Here is an 18,729-nt window from a genome sequence, read left to right on the forward strand (position 1 = left end):
TCGCGCCGATCGAACGGGAGATGCCATCTGCCGATTGGCTATAATGGCGCAATCCGCATTGTCCGGTGCACGGCGCCACCATTCGCGGCGAGAGGGCGGGCGGTTCGCACGCACATCCTCGAGCCCGGGCACACGCCGTACGCCGCCTTCCGACTTCCATCCAGTTCAGAGAGCGCTCATGAGCTTCAATCACGTTCCCGCAGGCAAAGACCTTCCGCACGATTTCAACGTCATCATCGAAATCCCGGCGCAAAGCGACCCGGTGAAGTACGAAGCCGACAAGGACCTGGGCCTGCTCGTCGTCGACCGCTTCATCGGCACCGGCATGCGCTATCCGGCCAACTACGGCTTCATTCCGCAAACGCTGTCGGGCGACGGCGACCCGGTCGACGTGCTGGTGATTACGCCGTTCCCGCTGCTGGCCGGCTCGGTCGTGCGCGCCCGCGCGCTCGGCATGCTGCAGATGACCGACGAGTCGGGCGTCGACGCGAAGCTGATCGCCGTGCCGCACGACAAGGTCTGCCCGATGACGGCGGACCTCAAGTCGATCGACGACGTTCCGGCTTACCTGAAGGACCAGATCAAGCACTTCTTCGAACAGTACAAGGCGCTCGAGAAGGGCAAGTGGGTCAAGGTCGAAGGCTGGGCGGGCATCGACGCCGCGCACAAGGAAATCAGCGAAGGTATCGCGAACTACAAGAAGTAAGCGCGCAATCAGAAAACGAAAGTTTGCTGACAAGGCGCCCCTGATGGGGCGCTTTTTTTATGTTTTTCCGATGTTCAGTACTTTCGTGCGTAGGAGCCGAGCAATCTGATTCGAGGATTGGATTGAAGAAACGCTTTCAGCGTGCCCACCTTTGCGTGCCCTTCCACTTCGATGAGGTAGCGATGGGTGTCTAGCGTTCTCTTGCTCGGCCGCTCGTAGATGGTCAGGATTTTCAAGCTGGCGGCCGTCATGTCCGCGAGGAGCGAGGAGAAGTCGTTATCCTCAATGTGGACAAGCAGCGATGTCTTGTCGTTCCCGGTTGGCGCAGGCATCTCCCTGCCAAGCACCCACCATCTCGTCACGTTGTGCGGTCCCTGCTCGATGTCATCGACAAGCGAGACCAAACCATAAATCGAGCCGCCGATTTTCGGCCCCATCGAGGCTGTGTCGAGCGACTTGCTCTCCGACACGCTCCTTGCCGCTGCGCCGCCTCCAAGAGCCGTGATGCGGCGCACAGTTGGCATTTCCTTGTCGAGCCACGGCTTGACTTCCTCGAGCGCTACCGGATGTGCGATGACCTCTCTGATGTCTTCGAGCTTCGTGCCGGGACGGGCAAGAAGGCTGTAGCCGAGCATTTTCGGATACTCCGCAATCACTACGACGGATGGCAGATCGAGTACCGGGTCCAGATAAGGCGTGACCCCGACTACCGACGTCGTCACGGGCACACACGCCTGGTCGATCTCTCCGTTTGCGAAAGCGGCGAACAGTTTCGCGTTTTCCAGCGCAATCAGCCTGTCGGGGCCGAACAGGTCCAGGCAGGCTTGATGCGTCCACGACCCGCCTGGCCCGAGGTAACCAATCGTCGTTTGCGAAGCACCTTCCTGATTGCCGACAGCCGAAGACGAACTTGCCATGTTTAATTCCTGCCCAGATGTCTTAAGGAGTTTCACTGCGTGTCTGGCGATGCCTTGAGTTAATCGCCGCCGCGTGAGCCGCTGAGCGTTGGCTGCTGACGGACAGCAAGCGCGGCAGCCGCATCGCATAAGTGAAATCATCACGTTTTTAATTGTATGCTAATATTTTAACCATATGCAAATTCGAATGAGGGATGTCACAAATCGAGCCTGAGTCGTGGCCCAACTTCGACAAAGCCTTCTGATTCGTAGAAATGAAGCGACCGGCTCCAGCGTGGCTGGTGCGGGGCGCCGACGTCCATCCTCTTCCATCCGCGCTCCCGTCCGAACGCCGCGGCCCGACTTACCAGGAGTGATGCGATGCCACGCGACCGATGCTTCGGGTCGACATACAGCTCGGTAATCTGGCCGAAGGCACCACCCGCGAAAACGGCTACACCTTCCGTGAGCAGCAGGATACCGATTGCAGACTCGTCATCGATTGCGATAAATCCAAAACTGCGCCCGCTGTCACGCAACACGTTCTCCACGGATTCGAGGCGATATTCCGGTACGGCATCGCCTTCGTGTAACTCAGCGAAGAGCGCGCCTACAAGGTGGGTAACGGTGGCCGTGTCCTCATTCGTGACTCGACGGACTTCAAGACCGCTTTTGATATCTTCATTAGCCATTTCTTCAACTCGTCTTATGAAAGATTCCGGCAGAACCGCATCGGCTCATATAATGACGACCAGGGTTTTTCCATTCGTCCGCCAATGGTTGAAAGCACATGCCACGAACGCAAGCTAAACTTCCCGTACAGGAGCGGCAGGACGTCGATGCGGACAAGCCGCGTGACCCGAACGTGGAAAAGGTTTCGCGAGCGCTCGCTGCGCAGATTTATACCTTCCGGACTGCGGCGGGTATTGCATCCGGCGCCTTGGCGAAGATGGCCGGCATCTCACATTCGATGCTTTCCAGAATCGAGAAGGGAACTGCGACGCCTTCAATCGAGACCCTCACACGAATCGCAAACGCATTGGGCAAACCGGTGTCACGCTTCTTCGTCGATCAGAGTGAACGGCATGACTGTTCATTCGTTCCGGCTGGCGGCGGAGTGACCGTAGACCGCGAAGGCTCATCCTTCGGGCACGTCTACACGCTGATAGGTCACGTACTCTCCGGCAATCTCTCGGTCGAACCGTACATCGTGACGCTCGATGAAAAGTCCCAGCCCTGGTCCACACACCAGACAACGGGGCTTCAGTTCATCCATGTGCTTGAAGGCAGAATGAAGTATCGCTATGCCAACCGTCTCTACGAGGTAAAGCCTGGCGACAGTCTGCTTTTCGACCCCAACGCGGCGCACGGCCCTGAAGAAATCGATAGTATTCCGGTCCGATTTCTCTCCGTCTTCTTCAATATCCGGGAGTATAGCTAGCGCTGTTCCAGCTATTTGCTCTGACTCGTAGCATGGTCTTTTGCGTCGCGAAGTACTCACTGCATCCGGATTACTCGTGAATCATCTGACTGAGAAAGCGCTTGGCCCGCTCGGTTCCAGGTGTCGAGAAGAACTCGGCGGGCTGTGAGTCTTCGAGAATCTCACCTTGGTCAAGGAAGAGGATGCGGTCTGCAACTGCTTTTGCAAAACCCATCTCGTGCGTTACGCAGAGCATCGTCATCCCGTCTTCTGCGAGCAGCGTCAAGGTGTCGAGAACCTCGCGGACCATCTCTGGATCCAGAGCCGACGTGGGCTCGTCGAGCAGCATGATTGTCGGAGACATGCACAGCGCACGAGCGATAGCCACACGTTGCTGTTGACCCCCAGACAGTTGAGCAGGGTACCTGGACGCATGTTCTGACACACGAACGCGCTCGAGCATCTCCATCGCTTTCTCTTGCGCTTCCTTGCGTTTCATACCGCGCACGCGCATTGGCGCAAGCGTGCAGTTTTCTAGCACAGTCATGTGGGGGAACAGGTTGAAATGCTGAAACACCATGCCGACGTCCGCTCGAACCATACGCACATTCCTGACGTCGTCGGTGAGTCGGATTCCATCCACGAGAATGTCGCCGGCGTCGTGTTTTTCCAACCTGTTCACGCAACGGATGAGCGTCGACTTGCCCGACCCGGACGGACCACAAAGCACGATTTTTTCGCCTTTTCGTACATCAAGAGAGATGGACTTCAGGACATTGACATCACCATAGCTCTTGCGAAGGCCCTTGATGGTAATCACGTAATCCGCGTTCGATTCGGTAACCATATCAATCCTCTTTTGCTTGCTGCTCAGCCGGCAGCGCGTTTCAATTTGCTTTGGTAGGCCCGGCCTGCCGGGCTGTCCTTCCACGTCACGACTTGCCCTTCGGAAAGTCGCTGCCGGCCGTAGATGATCCACGGGTCGTCAACGGTTCCGACTACCTCATCGAGCCGAAAGCGCGACGGATAGTCCTGCGCAAGCGACGAATAGGTCAGTCCGCTTTCATACTTTCCAGCAAGCAGGCCATCGGCAACCGATGCGATCGATGTCTCTGGAATGAGTTCCAAACCGCGGGTATCGACGTAGTCACGGGTTGCGGGCTGTAGCGCCAGCGACGTTGGACGCTCGACGTCGATGCGCGTAACGACGGCCATGTCTTTGCTGCCCGATACGAATGCATCGACGACGAAGAGTTGCTTGCGATACTTGGCAACAGTTTCTGTCGTAGACGGATGAACAGCCACCTGAAGCAGATAATCCGCGTCGCCCCTTATCACCGCCTGAGCAGCGCTATCGAAATCGAGGACAAGTTCGACGGTCGAGGCGTCTGCAAGTCCGTGGAACTCGAGGTATCGACCGGCGACGAATTCATGATTGCTGCCGCTGGGACCAAGGGTGATAAACCGAAGCACTGTTGAATTCTCCAAAGATGTTGTTGCGGGCCGCATCCGTCAATGCGAAGCGGCCTGTGCATCGCTCGAATTTTGCGATTGAAGCGTCACGGAACTGCTCCGCTTCTCGCGTCTCGAAGTCGAATCAGGCTTACCGGTCTTGCGCCCGACGAGAAGTTCGAGGTACCTGAAAAGTTGAGCGAGCACAAACGTCATTGCCAGATAGACGAGACCAGCACCGACGAAAATCTCATAAGGCGCATAGGTTTCGCTAACAAGCAGTTTCGAGGTGCCAGTCAACTCCATGATGGTGACGGTAGAAGCCAGAGACGTTGCCTTGAGGTTCAGGATCGTCTCATTCGCATACGCGGGCAGTGCGATGCGCACCGCGATAGGCGCCTTGATTTTCGTGAGAATCGACGTGCGGCTCAGACCGAGCGCTTCAGCGGCTTCGACGATACCTTTGGGGACCGCACTCAAGGCTCCCATGAGAATCCGGGCTGTGTACGCACCGGAATTCATACCGAGCGCGATGACCGCGCACATAAACGGGTCACGCAACACCGGCCAAAGCATCGAATGCCGAATAAAAGTAAATTGCCCGAATCCGTAATACAGGAAGAACAGTTGTACCAGCGCCGGTGTCCCGCGGAAAGCGCCAATATAGAATTTGACGCAACCACTGAGAATCTTCGAGTCGCCAAGGCCGAGCAAAGCAACGGGAACTCCGATACCTATACCCGCTGCGACGATAGCCGCAAACAGTTCGAGGGTGACAGGCAGCGAAGAAAGTAGCTTGGGGAGACTCGAAAAGAGTAATGAAAAGTCAAACATGTCTCACCTTGCCAAGGTTGTAGCAGTCTTTCGCCGTGCCACGCCGAAAGCGTTTGTCATTGCATAGCTGAGCACGAAATACAGGATGCCGGCCACGAGATAGAAGAAGAATGGACGGTTGGTCCCTTCAACAGCGAAGCCGGTGCGACGCATCAGGTCCTCCAGCCCAACGAGCGACACGAGCGCTGTCTCTTTCAGGAGAACCGTCAACTGGTTCCCGAATGCTGGAATCGCGAGCCTCCACGCCTGGGGCGCGACCACGTGAACGAAAACGCCGGAAGCTGACAAACCAAGAGCGGATGCAGCTTCGGTCTGACCTCGCGGGACTTCGAGGATTGCGCCACGGAAGATTTCCGTCGCATATGCACCAAAGACGAGCCCGAGCGACACAGCGCCCGCAGTGAACGCGTTGATTTCGATGGAGTGGCCCAGCAAATGCGAGAGCGTGGCGCTGCCGCCGTAGTACACGAGAAAGATCACCAGCAGGTCCGGTACACCTCGAATCGTCGTCGTGTAGGTTCCGGCGATGCGCCGCAGAACGGCTGACGGGGACAACTTGGCGGCCGCCATGAACACGCCGATGACCGAGCCAATCGCCGTGGCCGCCAATGCCACCAGCAGCGTGGTCGCAGCGCCCAGCAGAATCAGCGCGCCATATCCATTCAGAGTGAGACTAGACATGCGGGCACCCTTTTACATCAGCGGGAAAGGGAAGTACTTCTTACGAATTTGCTCATAAGTACCGTTCTTCATGATGGCGTCGAGGGCGGTATTGAGGCGGTTGCACAAGTCGGTATCGTCGAGACGAACCGCGATCGCATTGCCGTCTCCGAGGACGCCGCCTTTGAATTCCGGACCGACGAACGTGTAATCCTTGGACTCCGGGCGCTTGAAGAAACCCGAATAGAAGGTCGCCTTATTGCCGATGATTGCGTCCACCCGTCCTGCAACGAGGTCGAGTTCCGGCTGTCGCGTGTCGTCGTAGAGAACAAGCGTCGCGGTCTTGTCATAGCCGTTAGCCGTCAGCCATTGATGCTGCGAGGAACCGCGCTGGACACCAATGCGCTTGCCTTTCAGACCGGCGGGTGTCACATCCTTGATGCCACTGTCCTTGGCGACGATAAAGCTTGAGGTGGTCTCTTTATATTTGTTCGTGAAAAGCACCTGTTTGCGGCGCGCCGGTGTCGTCGACATCGAGGCCACGATGGCGTCATACCGGTTGGCCTGCAGGCCCGGAATGATGCCGTCCCACGCCTGGGCAACGATCTGACATTTCATCTTCATCTGTGCACAAAGCGCGTTTGCGATGTCCACATCGAAGCCTTGCAGGTTTCCGCTTGCGTCCTTGAAGCTCCACGGCGGGTAGGTGCCTTCAGTTGCGACGCGCAGCGTGTCACTGGCAGACAAGGCCGGCGCGGACGCAAGGACCGCCGCCACGGCAAGGCCACACCCGAGCATCGCCCGGAGACGTTTGAAGAGACGGAATGACATGGTCTGTGCTCTCTCGTAGTTACAGCGCGGATCATCCGCGGCTTGAGAGAAAAGGTAGCCAGCCGTTAATTTAATGTCAATATTTTAATGTCATGCAAATAGACGGATGCGGGTAAACATTGACCCGATCCGCTCAGATAGCCAGCGAGAGGGCCGATAACCTCGATGCATCGCCAGGATGACCCAAACGCATTTTTATTATTTAGGTGTAAACCCGTATCATTTGCCGCACCCCCGCGCGCTAACCGGCCTCACATTCGCACGCGCTTCACGAATTCATGAGCACACTGTCCGGATGATGAACCGCAGCAAATCCCATTCGAGCTCGTCACGCTGGTCGACCTGGCTGCACTCGATCGTCACCGCGATCTACCGCAAGCGGCCGGTCTGGATGGTGTCGTTCGCGGCGAGCGAGGCAAGTCTCTCCGAAGGATTGAGGGCGGCCTGCGCCTCGACGGCGATGCTCGCGCTCGGCAACGTGCTGCACGATCCGGTGTTTGCGTGGGCCGCGATCGGCGCGTTCTGGACCTGCCTTGCCGATGCGGCCGGCTCGAACCGCGCGCGCCTCGCCTCAATGATGGGCTTCGCGCTGCTCTCCACGCTGTGCGGCGGCATCACCGCTTTCGCGTCCGGCGCGGGGACCGCGTTCGCCGCGTTCGCGGTGCTCGCGTTCACGACGCTCGGCGCGTTCGGCCGCATCTGGGGCGCGGCCACGTCGCAGGTGACGATCCTCGCGGCGACCGCGTGTGTCGTGATGGTCGACCGGCCGATGCACGACGCGCGCGCCGGTCTCGCGTTTCTCGGCGTCTACCTCGCCGGCTGCCTGTTTGCGGTCGTGCTGAGTCTGACGGTGTGGCGTATTCATCCGTTCGGCGCGAGCCGCGCATCGCTGCGCGCGGTGTATCTGCGGCTCGCCGATGTCGCGTTCGATAGCGCGCGCCTCGTTGGCCGCCGCGCCGCGCCGCGCGAATGGGCCACGCACGCCGCGCAGTTTCGCGCCGATGCGCGCGCCGCGCTCGAACGTTCGCGCGATGCGCTCGCGAAAGTGCCCGTATCGAGAGCGGGCGGCGCCGCAACCTACGACACGCTGCTCGGCTTGCTGGCCGACGGCGAGGCTTTGTTCGCGTATCTGATCGCGGTGTCGGGCGCAAGTGAGAAAGTCTCCGGCGATCCGCGCCGCACGCAACGCGCTGAGCGGCTGCTGAATGCGCTTGGCAAGGTGTTACGCGATATCGGCGTGGCGAGCGGCGATGCGCGCTGGGAACGTCTCGCGGATCAGCAACGGCGCTTGCGGCGTTTCGCAAGCCGGCTCGAAAGCGCGTTGCTCGAACCGGTGAAGCTGCAATCCGGTTTCGAACTCGTCGATTTCGCGCCGCGCGAGGCGCATGCCGAGCGGTGGAGCGAGTGCGTTGCGCGTTATGCCGCGCGCGTGTGGTCGACGCTGAAGGCGAACCTCTCGTGGCAGTCGGTCGGCTTGCGTCACGCGGCGCGCGTCGGCGTGACGACCACGGCGGGCTTTCTCGTGATCCGCGCGCTCGGTCTGCCGTTCGGCTACTGGGCGACGATGGCGACGCTGCTGATCCTGCAACCGTCGATCGCCGCGACGTGGCCGCGCAGTGTCGAGCGCGTGGCGGGCAGCATCGTCGGCGGGGTGCTGGCGGCGGCAATCGGCTATGCAATTCATTCGCCGCTCGGCATTTCGCTCGCGGTGTTTCCGCTCGTGATGGCGACGATGGCACTGCGGCCCGTCAGCTACAGCCTGTTCGTGCTGTTTCTCACGCCGACCTTCGTGCTCGTCGCCGACTTCGCGACGCCGGGCGCCAACGAGTTCGCGTTCGCGCTCACACGGCTCGGCAACAATGTGCTCGGCTGCGTGCTCGCGCTGTTCGCGACGTTCTGTCTATGGCCGACGCGCGAAAAGCTCGACGTGCGTGTCTATCTCGGCGACGCGGTGCGTGCCAATCTCGCGTATCTGCGCGCGGCGCTCGAAACGCCGTCGCGCAACGACAAGGACATGGAACGTCTGCGCCGCGCCGCGGGTTTGTGCAGCAACAACGCGGAAGAAGCGATTGGCCGCGTGCGCCTCGAAAAGCTCGAAGACTCGTTGGCCGACACCGTGACGCTGACCGTGCTGAGCCTGCTGCGCAGAATGGCGGGCACCGCGACGCAGTTGCGCCTGAGCGCGAACCGGCGCGACATGCACACGGAACTCGGCGAATGGGTTGCGGCGATGAGCGCGGCAATCGAGGCGGCGTTGAACCGCACGTTGCGGCCGGTGCGGCACGAACTGCCCGCGCGCGAGCGGCTGACCTCGCTCGAAGCGGATGCGGTCGGTGAGCTGGCGCGCGTGCATCGCCTGTTGACGGAGAGGATGCGGGAGGCGCGGGGGTAAAGAGACGCAGTGCGCTGCTGATGTGCGCTGATGTGCGGAAGCACGGAATTTCCGCGCCTCAGGCGGCCTCGCCGTCATCTCCCGTTTCGGCCTCGGCGGCCGGCGCCGGCATCACCGACTCCAGCGTGCGCAACCCCGCCGCCAGCGCGCGCTTTTCCGCGGGCGCGAGCCGCTTGACCCAATATTCGGCGCTCGAAGCGCTCGAGCGATCCGCGAGTTCGAACGACGCCAGCACCCGCACCGGCTTGCGCGAGCGCGTATAACGCGCGCCCACGCCGCTCACGTGTTTGTCGAAGCGCGCGGCGACGTCGGTTGCGATGCCGGTGTAGACGCTGCCGTCCGAGCATTCGAGCAGATAGAGAAACCACGTCATAAACGCGCCGTCAGCCTTTGAACGGATTGTGTTCGCGCAGCTCGTCCACGTAAGCGTGGATGCTGTTCTTTTCGTTGTCGAGGAAATGGCCGACCGCATCCGCAAACGCTGGATGCGCGAGCCAGTGCGCCGAGCGCGTGACCGTCGGCAGAAAACCGCGCGCCATCTTGTGCTCGCCCTGGGCGCCGCCTTCGAACGCGCCGAGCTTTTCCTCGATGCAGAATTCGAGCGGCTGGTAGTACGCGGTTTCGAAGTGCAGGCACGGCACGTGTTCGAGCGCGCCCCAGTATCGGCCATACAGCGTGCCGCCGGTTTGCGCGTCGCGCTGATAGATGACGAGCGAACTCGCGATCGGCTTGCCTTCGTATTCGGCTATCACGAGCAGCAGGTTCTCCGGCATCGACGCCCCGATCGTGCGGAAGAAATCGAGGTTCAGATACGGACTCGAAAAATGCTCGCGATAGGTTTGCCGGTAGCACTTGCTGAAGAAGCGCCAGTCGGCGTCCTGAATGTCTTCGCCGCGAATGCGCCGCAGCGTCACGCCCGCGTCGCGCACCTTGCGGCGCTCGGCGCGGATGTTTTTGCGCTTCTTCTGTTCGAGCGTCGAGAGGAAGTCGTCGAAGTCGCGATAGCCGTCGTTGAGCCAGTGAAACTGCACGCCTTCGCGCTGCATCATGCCGAGGCCTTCGAGCGCATCGGCTTCGGTTTGCGTCGGAAACAGCACGTGCAGCGACGACACCTCGGCCTGCTCGGCGAACGCCATCAGCGTGGCGGCGAGATGACGCAACGCGTGAGCGTTGGCCGACAGCAGACGGTTGCCCTGCACCGGCGTGAACGGGACCGCGCACAGCAGCTTCGGGTAATACGGCAGACCGTTGCGTTTATATGCGTCGGCCCAGGCCCAGTCGAACACGTACTCTCCGTACGAGTGGCCCTTCAGATAGACCGGCGCGGCCGCCGCGAGCTGACCCGTGCGCGTGTCGGTGAGCGTGACGAATTGCGGTGCCCAACCGGTGTCGGGGACCGCGCATTGTGTCGCGGACAGCGCGCTCAAAAACTCGTGCCGCAGAAACGGCGTGGGCTGCTGCTGTTGCGCGAGAAGAGCATTCCACTCGGCGGCGTCCACCTCGGAGGGCGACGCCAGAATGCCCGTGCGATAATCGATGCGTTGCTGGTTCAATCTGCGTGACTGTTTGCAATGAACGGCGCGGTGGCGTGAAGATGGCCGAGCCGCTTCGTTCGTTTATCCGGTTTGTCCAATCCGTCGAGCCATTGAGCCGCGGTACCCGCGAGCCGTTATGGCTTGCCTGTCGATCCTGCCATGAAGACCCGAATCGCTCTTGCCCAAATCAATGTCACCGTCGGCGACTTCGCCGGCAACGTCGCGAAGATCGTCGCCGCCGCGCGCGCCGCGCACAACGACGGTGCGAAGCTGCTGGTCGCGCCTGAACTCGCGCTCTCGGGTTATCCGCCCGAAGACCTGCTGCTGCGTCCTGCGTTCTATACCGCGAGCGCCGCGGCGCTGGCCGATCTCGCCGCGCAACTGAAGCCGTTCGCGGGGCTCCATGTGATCGTCGGCCATCCGTTGCGGGATCGTGCTCACAGCCCGGTGCACAGCGTAGCGCACGGCCATGGTAATGCAAACGCGCCGATCGAGCGCGGCGTGCCGCCGGTCGATACGTTCAACGCGGCCTCGCTGATCGTCGACGGCGAAGTGAAGGGCACCTATCGCAAGCAGGATCTGCCCAATACCGAGGTGTTCGACGAGAAGCGCTACTTCGCATCCGACCCGCAGCCATTCGTGTTCGAACTCGACGGCGTCAAGTACGGCGTCGTGATCTGCGAGGACGCGTGGCATGCGTCGGCCGCGCAGATGGCGAAGGCCGCCGGCGCGCAGGTGCTGCTGATTCCGAACGGCTCGCCCTATCACCTGAACAAGGAAGCGGTGCGCTTCGACATTCTGCGCGCGCGGATTCGCGAGACCGGTCTGCCGATGGTCTACGTGAACATGGTCGGCGGCCAGGACGAACTTGTGTTCGACGGCGGTTCGTTCGTGCTCGACGCGCAGGGCGAACTCGTCGCGAAGCTCGCGCAGTTCGAAGAAGCGACCGCGATCGTCGAATTCGAAGACGGCAAGCCGCTCTCCGCCGAGATCGCTCCGGAGCAGTCGCTCGAGGCGCAGGTGTACGCGGCGCTCGTGATGGGCGTGCGCGATTACATCGGCAAGAACGGCTTTCCGGGGGCATTGATCGGCCTGTCGGGCGGCGTCGATTCGGCGCTCGTGCTCGCAGTCGCATGCGACGCGCTCGGCGCCGACAAGGTGCGCGCGGTGATGATGCCGTCGCGCTACACGGCCGACATTTCCACCACCGACGCCGCCGACATGGCACGCCGCGTCGGCGTGCGCTACGACGAGATCGCGATCGCGCCGATGTTCGACGCGTTTCGCGGCGCGCTCGCCGAGGAGTTCGCGGGCCGCGCCGAAGACGCGACCGAGGAGAACATCCAGGCGCGCATTCGCGGCACGCTGCTGATGGCGCTCTCGAACAAGTTCGGCTCGATCGTGCTGACCACCGGCAACAAGAGCGAGATGGCGGTCGGCTACTGCACGCTGTACGGCGACATGGCGGGCGGCTTCGCGGTCATCAAGGATATTGCGAAGACGCTCGTGTACCGGCTGTGCCACTATCGCAACGCAGCCACCACGTTCGCCACGCGCGACGTGATTCCCGAGCGCATTCTCACGCGCGCGCCGTCGGCGGAGTTGCGCGAGAACCAGACCGACCAGGACAGCCTGCCCGAATACGACGTGCTCGACGCGATCATGCGTATGTACATGGAGGAGGACCGCTCGCTCGCGGAAATCATCGCGGCGGGCTATGCGGCCGACGACGTGAAGCGCGTCACGCGTCTCATCAAGATCAACGAGTACAAGCGCCGTCAGGCGCCGATCGGCATTCGTGTCACGCATCGCGCGTTCGGCCGTGACTGGCGTTATCCGATCACGTCGCGCTATACCGAACCGGTGGAGTGAGTGGCGGCGTAGAATAAAAATCATCCATTTCCCTTTCACTCTTCCTATCACGAGACGAGGTTCGCCATGAAGCGCATCACCGCAGTCATTAAACCGTTCAAACTCGACGAAGTGCGTGAGGCGCTCGCGGAAGTCGGCCTCACCGGGCTGACCGTTACCGAAGTCAAAGGCTTCGGCCGTCAGAAAGGGCATACCGAGCTCTATCGTGGTGCAGAGTACGTGGTCGACTTTCTGCCGAAGGTGAAGATCGAAGTCGTGGTCGCGGACAACCAGTGCGATCAGGTGATCGATGCGATCATCGGCGCGGCGCGTACCGGCAAGATCGGCGACGGCAAGATTTTCGTCGCGGACGTCGAGCGCGTGATCCGTATCCGCACCGGCGAGGAGAACGAAGCGGCGGTGTAGGAGGGCGGCGCTGTCGAGCCGCGATCCGTAGTACTGCTCCTGGTACTGCCATTCCGCAGCGTTTTGCGCGCTACATTCCGCGCCGTGTCGTCGACAACCGAAGCAGACAGACGGCGACCCTTCTTTTCACCTCAAGTGGGCAAGCAGCGCACCGTCGCGGTGCGTATGGCACGCTGAAAACGCCTGCGCGAAAAACACGCGTCCAATAAAAAACGGTGCAATACCCTTGCGGGTATTGCACCGATACGCGCCTCTCGCAGCAGCGTGAAAAAGATTCTCTTGAAGAAACCCGTGATAACTACACCCCGAAGGAAATCCCTTCGGGGGATACCGTCCGCTTAGAACGAGTGCTGGATACCTGCGTACACGCCGCTTTGCGCGCGGCCTTGCAGCGGGTTATCCGTCGCAGCGGAGTAGCCAGCGTTGTTCGCGTTCAGACCGAAGTTCGCCGTACGGCTGTTGCGCACCGTTGCAGCCTGCAGGTCGAGCAGCGTGCGCTTGGACAGGTTGTACGAACCGCCAACCGTGTAGATCGTCGCATTGCCCGCGCCGTTGTTGCCGTTCACGTGGTAGACCGCGGCGATCAGCGCCGCAGCCGGCGTTGCCTGCCACGTCACGCCGCCCCATTCGTGATTGAGGGTGGTCGGCTGACCATACGCGACGCCCGTGGCACCTCCGGAACGCACCGCCTGGTAAGCACCCTGAATCTTGAACTGGCCGAGGAAGACGTTGAACATCGCCGTGTATTCACGCGATGCCGAGAACACGCCGTTGCCCGTGTTAGCCGAATTGATGCCGTTGTTGGCAACTGCGCCACCCCACAGTGCACCGGTCGTCGGGTTGCGGATTTCGTCGTACAGACCGCGGATCTGGAACAGCGAGTTCGTGTAGGTGACTTGTGCGCCAGCTTCGCGGCCTTGCGGCGTCGTGCCGTTGCCGTTCCAGCTCGTCGCGTTCGACAGCGCGTACTGGCCGTAGAAGTCAAAGCCCGCGATCTTCGGCGACTGGTACGCGAAGTTGTTGCTCGACTGCGGCCAGTTGCGGCCACGCACGAGCGATGCCGACGACCAGTTCGATTGACCGAACGGGTCGAAGTCCCACACGCCGTTCGAGATGAAGAGCATGCGGCCCATCGTGAACGTACCGTACTGGTCGTTCGCCAGACCCACCGTCGCCCAGCGATTGAAGAGACCGCCGCCGCCGGGGCCCGAACCCGTCATCGTGTTGAACGAGCCTTCCAACTGGAACAGGACCTTGTTGCCGCCACCGATGTCCTCGACACCCTTCAAGCCCCACAGGCTGGTACCCCAGTCGCCGCTTTCAGCCTTGAAGCGGTTCGAACTGCCATTAGCCGCGCCGTTGGCGTTGGCACCGGTCGGGACACCCGACATGTACTCGAGGCCCGCATCGAGGCGGCCGTACAGTGTCACGCTGCTTTGAGCGTGTGCGACAACGCCGGCCGACATCAGCGCTGCGGCGAGCAAAGCTTTCTTCATCTTCTCCTCCATACCCTGTCAAAAAAAGAAACCCAGTACTGCGAGTGGTGTTCGGACGCGAGTTGCACCGAACAGAAAGCGGTACCAGGGGAGATTGGCGGGTGGATAGGGTCTCCTGCCGTGACGCGTAGCCTTGAGCTATCTGTGCGTCATGCCGATTCCTCGCCGACCGGTTCTCCTCTGTGCTTTGAAGTGAAACTACTTTTAATCAACTTTGTTTTGCTACTTTGGTTACTAATTTATCAAAAATAACTTTAGCTGGGAGAAGAAATTGGCACCTCCCTCAGACGGTGTCGCCAAATTGCAATACGAATGTGAACTGCAACTTGCCGGAGTTCCCTGGAAGGGTACGCAAACCCTTGTCTGACAAGGGACTCACGGTTTGCCTGGGGACGTACTAAGGATTGCCACTATTGACGCTCAGAAAGTGGCGAGGTATCGCGAAAAAGCAACACGGAAGGCCGTTCCGGCGGGTTTTTGGCGGTCCGAACGGCCGTGATGAGTAAAGAGAGGAAATAAAAAAAGGCGCTTGTAAGCGCCTTGTAAAACTACATTAACTACAAATTGCAGCGCAGCCCGCCTAACGGGCTGCGCGCAGTTTACTTGAGACTGCCCGAGAGGAACTGCTTGAGGCGTTCGCTCTTCGTGTTCCTGAATACTTCGTCGGGATGGCCTTCTTCTTCGACGCGGCCCTGATGCAGGAACATCACGTGATTCGACACGTTGCGCGCGAATCCCATTTCGTGGGTCACGACGATCATCGTGCGGCCTTCCTCGGCGAGCTTCTGCATGACCTTGAGCACTTCGCCGACGAGTTCGGGATCGAGTGCGGAGGTCGGTTCGTCGAACAGCATCACGTCGGGATGCATCGCGAGCGCGCGCGCAATCGCGACGCGCTGCTGCTGCCCGCCCGACAGATGCGACGGATACTGTTTCTCGAGACGCGGCGCGAGACCGACCTTCTCGAGATATTCGCGCGCGCGTTCTTCGGCTTCCTTGCGCTTCAGGCCGAGCACATGCACCGGCGCCTCGATGATGTTCTCGAGCACGTTCATGTGCGACCACAGGTTGAAGTGCTGGAACACCATCGCGAGCCTGGTGCGCACGCGCTGCAACTGCTTCGGGTCCGACACGCGCAACGCGCCGTCCTTGGCGGTTTGCGTACGCACTTCCTCGCCGTCGACGAAAATGCGCCCGGCGTTCGGCTGTTCGAGAAAGTTGATGCAGCGGAGCATCGTGCTCTTGCCCGAGCCGGACGAACCGATCACGCTGATGACGTCGCCGGCATCGGCCTTCAGCGACACGCCCTTGAGGACTTCGTTGTCGCCGTATTTTTTGTGAAGCTCGTCGACGAAGAGCTTCTGCTTCTTGGTGTTCATCAGGATCCTTGACGAGCTTGCCTGGCTTAGGGCGCGGTGCCCAACGTTATTTGCCTTGCGGCCGCAGGTAAGCGAGCCAGCGACGCTCGGCGCGGCGGAACAGCCACACGAGCGCGAAAGAAATACATAGATACAGCAGCGCGGCGATACCGAACGCATTGAACGACTGATACGTCGCGGAGTTCACGTCGCGCGCGATCTTGAGGATGTCCGGCACCGTGGCCGTGAACGCGACCGTGGTCGCGTGCAGCATCAGGATCACTTCGTTGCTGTAGTAGGGCAGCGCGCGGCGCAGCGCCGAGGGCAGAATCACGCGCCGGTACAGCGTGAACGACGACATGCCGTACGCGCGCGCCGCTTCGATCTCGCCGTACGGCGTCGCCTTGATCGCGCCCGCGAAGATCTCGGTCGTGTACGCGCAGGTGTTCAGCGTGAACGCGAGCAGCGTGCAATGCATGCCGTCGCGAAAGAACGCGTTGGTCAGCTCGTTGTTGCGGATGATCTCGAGGCTGTAGAGACCGGTGTAGCACAGCAGCAGCTGCACGTAGAGCGGCGTGCCGCGGAAGATGTACGTGTAGAGCCACACCATGCCGGAGAGCCACTTCTTCTTCGACACGCGCGCAACCGCGAGCGGCACCGAGAGACAGAAGCCGAGCCCGATCGACACGACCAGCAGCCACAGCGTGATCGCGACACCGGTGAAGCGGTAGCCGTCGGTGAAGAGATAGTTGCGCCAGTATTCCTGAATGATCGCAATCATAGATCCGCCTTTCGCACGCCAGTCGAGTAACGCTTTTCGAGGTACATCAGCACGAAGTTGGACACGGTGGTGATGACGAGATAGATCGCCCCGGCAAGCAGCGTGAAGAAGAAGAACCGCAGCGTGCCCTTGCCGGCGTCCTGCGAGGCCTTGACGACGTCGGCGAGACCGATGATCGACACGAGCGCGGTCGCCTTGACCATCACCTGCCAGTTGTTGCCGATGCCCGGCAGCGCGAAACGCATCATCTGCGGGAACATCACGCGCGAGAACACCTGCCAGCTCGTCATGCCGTAGGCGGCGCCCGCTTCGAGCTGGCCGCGCGGCACGGCGAGAAACGCGCCGCGGAAGGTCTCGGTGAAGTACGCGCCGTAGATGAAGCCGAGCACCGCGACACCGGCCACGAACGGATCGATGTCGATCTGATCCCAGCCGAACGCGTCGGTCAGGTTGTTCAGCCAGATCTGGATGCTGTAGAAGAGCAGCAGCATCAGCACCAGATCGGGCACGCCGCGCACGAGCGTCGTGTACACGGTGCCGATGCCGTAGGAGACGCGGTTTTTCGACAGTTTCGCGGCCGCGCCGAGGAGGCCCAGCACGAAAGCGAGCACGAGCGACAACACCGCCAGTTTGACGGTTTGCCAGGTGCCGCTGAGAAGCAGCGGGCCGTAGCCTTGAAGGAACATATGAAGTCCTTGACGATGCGCTTGTGACGCATCGCGAAAGACGCGGCCCGTGTCGCACCGCGTGTGCCGCGAGCGCTCGGCTCGCCGTAACCTGCGGCGCACAGCGCACCGCTGTGCAAATCATGCTGCAGAACCGTTGCCGCTCCTGCAGCGCGCTTTTGGGACTTTCGTCTCGAGTTGTTTTGAATCTACTGCCGGGTTCTGCCACTGCCGCCGGCCATAAGGTTACCCTCTCGCCGGCTCTTACGAAGCCCCGGTAAAGCCCGTGCGGGCAAGTCCCGAGTCTCGTGGATGCTGCCTGCTGCGCGCGGCCGCCGTGCCGGCGGCTCGCCTCGCCGGTGCGCCCGATGCTTCGCCGGGCGTCTTGTCCAGCGTTGCGTCCGGCATGTCGTGCGCCGACCAGCCTGTTGTTCCGCTTTTTGTCCTGCTTCTTTCCTGCTTCTTGTCGTGTTTCCTGTCCCGCCTAGCGCCCAGGATAGATGTCGAAGTCGAAGTATTGCTTCTCGAGCTTTTTGAACGTGCCGTCCTGGTGAACCTCGGCGAGCGCCTCGTTGAACATCGCCTTCAGATCGGCGTCGCTCTTGCGCAGGCCGATCGCGGTGCCTTCGCCGATCGTCTGCGGATCCTTCACTTCCGGACCGGCCCAGCCAAAGCCCTTGCCGCGCGGCGTCTTCAGGAAACCGGCGTCGGCCTGGACCGCGTCCTGCAGCGCGGCGTCGAGGCGGCCCGAAGCGAGATCCGCATACACCTGATCCTGATTCTGATAGGACACCACGGTCACGCCCTTCGGCTCCCACCAGAGCTTCGCGTACTGTTCCTGCGTCGAACCCTGCTCGACGCCGACGCGCTTGCCCTTCAGCGATTCAGGCGTGGGCAGGAGCGGCGAGCCGGTCTTCGCGATCATGCGGGCCGGTGCGTCGAACAGCTTGTCGGAGAAGTCGATCTGCTCGCGGCGCTTGTCGGTGATGGTCAGCGAGGAAATGATCGCGTCGAACTTGCGCGCCTTCAGCGCCGGGATGATGCCGTCGAGGTCCTGCGCGACCCACACGCACTTCACGTTCATCTTCGCGCACAGTGCGCGGGTCAGATCGGCGTCGAAACCGACGATCTCGCCGCTCGGCGCCTTCGATTCGAACGGCGGGTAACTGGCGTCGACCCCGATGCGCACGGTTTTCCATTCTTTCGCCATTGCGCCGGTGGCTATGACTGCAAGCGCCACGCACAGTGCGAACTTCTTCATGTTTCTCCTGGATCAAACTGATCGTCGTGAGGATTCGACTCGACGAGCGCCGGCGCAGGGCCGACGGTCGCTATTCTAGGCGGTCAAAATTGCCGTGCCGCGCGGGATGCTGCCTTGGTCGGCGCAACGGCTTTTTCGACGCGGCGCGCGTATCGGGGCGCGTTT

19 protein-coding genes are annotated in these 18,729 nt (G+C 61.1%); 5 read left to right on the forward strand and 14 right to left on the reverse strand.

Annotated features, from left to right (window positions below):
• The first annotated feature begins 178 nt into the window (after positions 1 to 178).
• Positions 179 to 706 (forward strand): inorganic diphosphatase, encoded by a 528-nt coding sequence (ppa, locus tag B9Z01_RS15195; protein ID WP_085484357.1) that lies wholly within the window; start codon positions 179 to 181, stop codon positions 704 to 706.
• Between the two features lie 74 nt (positions 707 to 780).
• Here ppa and B9Z01_RS15200 read toward each other — a convergent pair whose 3' ends face one another.
• Positions 781 to 1,623 carry a prephenate dehydratase gene (locus B9Z01_RS15200; protein WP_085484359.1) on the reverse strand — a complete coding sequence of 281 codons (843 nt, stop codon included), beginning with the start codon at positions 1,621 to 1,623 and terminating at the stop codon, positions 781 to 783.
• A gap of 197 nt (positions 1,624 to 1,820) precedes the next feature.
• Positions 1,821 to 2,294 carry a GNAT family N-acetyltransferase gene (locus B9Z01_RS15205; protein WP_085484361.1) on the reverse strand — a complete coding sequence of 158 codons (474 nt, stop codon included), beginning with the start codon at positions 2,292 to 2,294 and terminating at the stop codon, positions 1,821 to 1,823.
• 98 nt (positions 2,295 to 2,392) lie between these two features.
• On the opposite strand from B9Z01_RS15205, the gene B9Z01_RS15210 reads away from it, so the two are divergent.
• Positions 2,393 to 3,043 (forward strand): helix-turn-helix domain-containing protein, encoded by a 651-nt coding sequence (locus B9Z01_RS15210; RefSeq protein ID WP_085484363.1) that lies wholly within the window; start codon positions 2,393 to 2,395, stop codon positions 3,041 to 3,043.
• Between the two features lie 70 nt (positions 3,044 to 3,113).
• Here the strand turns inward: B9Z01_RS15210 and B9Z01_RS15215 are convergent, their stop codons facing one another.
• The 5 genes from B9Z01_RS15215 to B9Z01_RS15235 are packed head-to-tail and all read right to left on the reverse strand — an operon-like array spanning position 3,114 to position 6,799.
• Complete coding sequence (locus B9Z01_RS15215; RefSeq protein WP_085484365.1) at positions 3,114 to 3,869, reverse strand: amino acid ABC transporter ATP-binding protein; 756 nt, start codon at positions 3,867 to 3,869, stop codon at positions 3,114 to 3,116.
• Positions 3,870 to 3,892: 23 nt separating this feature from the next.
• The gene (locus B9Z01_RS15220; protein ID WP_085484367.1) at positions 3,893 to 4,495 is read right to left on the reverse strand and encodes a hypothetical protein; all 603 of its coding nucleotides are present in this window, start codon (positions 4,493 to 4,495) and stop codon (positions 3,893 to 3,895) included.
• A 39-nt stretch (positions 4,496 to 4,534) separates the two neighbouring features.
• On the reverse strand, positions 4,535 to 5,308 hold the full coding sequence (locus B9Z01_RS15225) for an ABC transporter permease (RefSeq protein ID WP_085484369.1): 774 nt from the start codon (positions 5,306 to 5,308) through the stop codon (positions 4,535 to 4,537).
• 3 nt (positions 5,309 to 5,311) lie between these two features.
• Positions 5,312 to 5,989, reverse strand: a complete 678-nt coding sequence (locus tag B9Z01_RS15230) for an ABC transporter permease (protein WP_085484371.1) — start codon at positions 5,987 to 5,989, stop codon at positions 5,312 to 5,314.
• Between the two features lie 12 nt (positions 5,990 to 6,001).
• Positions 6,002 to 6,799 (reverse strand): transporter substrate-binding domain-containing protein, encoded by a 798-nt coding sequence (locus B9Z01_RS15235; RefSeq protein WP_244196026.1) that lies wholly within the window; start codon positions 6,797 to 6,799, stop codon positions 6,002 to 6,004.
• Positions 6,800 to 7,094: 295 nt separating this feature from the next.
• Here B9Z01_RS15235 and B9Z01_RS15240 point away from each other — a divergent pair, with 295 nt between their 5' ends.
• Positions 7,095 to 9,191 carry an FUSC family protein gene (locus B9Z01_RS15240; RefSeq protein ID WP_085484373.1) on the forward strand — a complete coding sequence of 699 codons (2,097 nt, stop codon included), beginning with the start codon at positions 7,095 to 7,097 and terminating at the stop codon, positions 9,189 to 9,191.
• 58 nt (positions 9,192 to 9,249) lie between these two features.
• On the opposite strand, the gene B9Z01_RS15245 is transcribed toward B9Z01_RS15240, so the two are convergent.
• Both B9Z01_RS15245 and B9Z01_RS15250 read right to left on the reverse strand, forming a co-directional pair.
• Positions 9,250 to 9,564, reverse strand: a complete 315-nt coding sequence (locus tag B9Z01_RS15245) for a GIY-YIG nuclease family protein (RefSeq protein ID WP_085484376.1) — start codon at positions 9,562 to 9,564, stop codon at positions 9,250 to 9,252.
• Positions 9,565 to 9,574: 10 nt separating this feature from the next.
• Positions 9,575 to 10,744: a GNAT family N-acetyltransferase gene (locus tag B9Z01_RS15250; RefSeq protein ID WP_085484378.1), complete on the reverse strand. Its 1,170-nt coding sequence runs from the start codon at positions 10,742 to 10,744 to the stop codon at positions 9,575 to 9,577.
• Positions 10,745 to 10,885: 141 nt separating this feature from the next.
• On the opposite strand from B9Z01_RS15250, the gene B9Z01_RS15255 reads away from it, so the two are divergent.
• Positions 10,886 to 12,598: an NAD+ synthase gene (locus B9Z01_RS15255; RefSeq protein WP_085484380.1), complete on the forward strand. Its 1,713-nt coding sequence runs from the start codon at positions 10,886 to 10,888 to the stop codon at positions 12,596 to 12,598.
• A gap of 66 nt (positions 12,599 to 12,664) precedes the next feature.
• Complete coding sequence (gene glnK, locus B9Z01_RS15260; RefSeq protein WP_006048444.1) at positions 12,665 to 13,003, forward strand: P-II family nitrogen regulator; 339 nt, start codon at positions 12,665 to 12,667, stop codon at positions 13,001 to 13,003.
• 338 nt (positions 13,004 to 13,341) lie between these two features.
• Here the strand turns inward: glnK and B9Z01_RS15265 are convergent, their stop codons facing one another.
• From B9Z01_RS15265 to B9Z01_RS15285, 5 genes are all read right to left on the reverse strand, one after another.
• The gene (locus tag B9Z01_RS15265) at positions 13,342 to 14,499 is read right to left on the reverse strand and encodes a porin (RefSeq protein WP_085484382.1); all 1,158 of its coding nucleotides are present in this window, start codon (positions 14,497 to 14,499) and stop codon (positions 13,342 to 13,344) included.
• Between the two features lie 599 nt (positions 14,500 to 15,098).
• Positions 15,099 to 15,878 carry an ABC transporter ATP-binding protein gene (locus B9Z01_RS15270; RefSeq protein WP_085484384.1) on the reverse strand — a complete coding sequence of 260 codons (780 nt, stop codon included), beginning with the start codon at positions 15,876 to 15,878 and terminating at the stop codon, positions 15,099 to 15,101.
• Positions 15,879 to 15,924: 46 nt separating this feature from the next.
• Positions 15,925 to 16,638: an ABC transporter permease gene (locus tag B9Z01_RS15275; protein ID WP_085484386.1), complete on the reverse strand. Its 714-nt coding sequence runs from the start codon at positions 16,636 to 16,638 to the stop codon at positions 15,925 to 15,927.
• Complete coding sequence (locus B9Z01_RS15280) at positions 16,635 to 17,324, reverse strand: ABC transporter permease (protein ID WP_085484388.1); 690 nt, start codon at positions 17,322 to 17,324, stop codon at positions 16,635 to 16,637. Before B9Z01_RS15280 ends, B9Z01_RS15275 begins: the two co-directional genes overlap by 4 nt.
• Positions 17,325 to 17,787: 463 nt before the next feature.
• Positions 17,788 to 18,564, reverse strand: coding sequence for an ABC transporter substrate-binding protein (locus tag B9Z01_RS15285; RefSeq protein WP_085484390.1), 777 nt, complete (start codon positions 18,562 to 18,564; stop codon positions 17,788 to 17,790).
• Positions 18,565 to 18,729 lie beyond the last annotated feature (165 nt).

The sequence above is a fragment of the Paraburkholderia susongensis genome (assembly GCF_900177725.1).
Taxonomy (GTDB): domain Bacteria; phylum Pseudomonadota; class Gammaproteobacteria; order Burkholderiales; family Burkholderiaceae; genus Paraburkholderia; species Paraburkholderia susongensis.

Bases quoted from the DNA above. Each gene is read 5' to 3' on its own strand.
- ppa (WP_085484357.1), top strand. From the start codon at position 179: ATGAGCTTCAATCACGTTCCCGCAGGCAAAGACCTTCCGCACGATTTC.
- B9Z01_RS15200 (WP_085484359.1), bottom strand. From the start codon at position 1,623: ATGGCAAGTTCGTCTTCGGCTGTCGGCAATCAGGAAGGTGCTTCGCAA.
- B9Z01_RS15205 (WP_085484361.1), bottom strand. From the start codon at position 2,294: ATGGCTAATGAAGATATCAAAAGCGGTCTTGAAGTCCGTCGAGTCACG.
- B9Z01_RS15210 (WP_085484363.1), top strand. From the start codon at position 2,393: ATGCCACGAACGCAAGCTAAACTTCCCGTACAGGAGCGGCAGGACGTC.
- B9Z01_RS15215 (WP_085484365.1), bottom strand. From the start codon at position 3,869: ATGGTTACCGAATCGAACGCGGATTACGTGATTACCATCAAGGGCCTT.
- B9Z01_RS15225 (WP_085484369.1), bottom strand. From the start codon at position 5,308: ATGTTTGACTTTTCATTACTCTTTTCGAGTCTCCCCAAGCTACTTTCT.
- B9Z01_RS15230 (WP_085484371.1), bottom strand. From the start codon at position 5,989: ATGTCTAGTCTCACTCTGAATGGATATGGCGCGCTGATTCTGCTGGGC.
- B9Z01_RS15235 (WP_244196026.1), bottom strand. From the start codon at position 6,799: ATGTCATTCCGTCTCTTCAAACGTCTCCGGGCGATGCTCGGGTGTGGC.
- B9Z01_RS15240 (WP_085484373.1), top strand. From the start codon at position 7,095: ATGATGAACCGCAGCAAATCCCATTCGAGCTCGTCACGCTGGTCGACC.
- B9Z01_RS15245 (WP_085484376.1), bottom strand. From the start codon at position 9,564: ATGACGTGGTTTCTCTATCTGCTCGAATGCTCGGACGGCAGCGTCTAC.
- B9Z01_RS15255 (WP_085484380.1), top strand. From the start codon at position 10,886: ATGAAGACCCGAATCGCTCTTGCCCAAATCAATGTCACCGTCGGCGAC.
- glnK (WP_006048444.1), top strand. From the start codon at position 12,665: ATGAAGCGCATCACCGCAGTCATTAAACCGTTCAAACTCGACGAAGTG.
- B9Z01_RS15265 (WP_085484382.1), bottom strand. From the start codon at position 14,499: ATGAAGAAAGCTTTGCTCGCCGCAGCGCTGATGTCGGCCGGCGTTGTC.
- B9Z01_RS15270 (WP_085484384.1), bottom strand. From the start codon at position 15,878: ATGAACACCAAGAAGCAGAAGCTCTTCGTCGACGAGCTTCACAAAAAA.
- B9Z01_RS15275 (WP_085484386.1), bottom strand. From the start codon at position 16,638: ATGATTGCGATCATTCAGGAATACTGGCGCAACTATCTCTTCACCGAC.
- B9Z01_RS15280 (WP_085484388.1), bottom strand. From the start codon at position 17,324: ATGTTCCTTCAAGGCTACGGCCCGCTGCTTCTCAGCGGCACCTGGCAA.
- B9Z01_RS15285 (WP_085484390.1), bottom strand. From the start codon at position 18,564: ATGAAGAAGTTCGCACTGTGCGTGGCGCTTGCAGTCATAGCCACCGGC.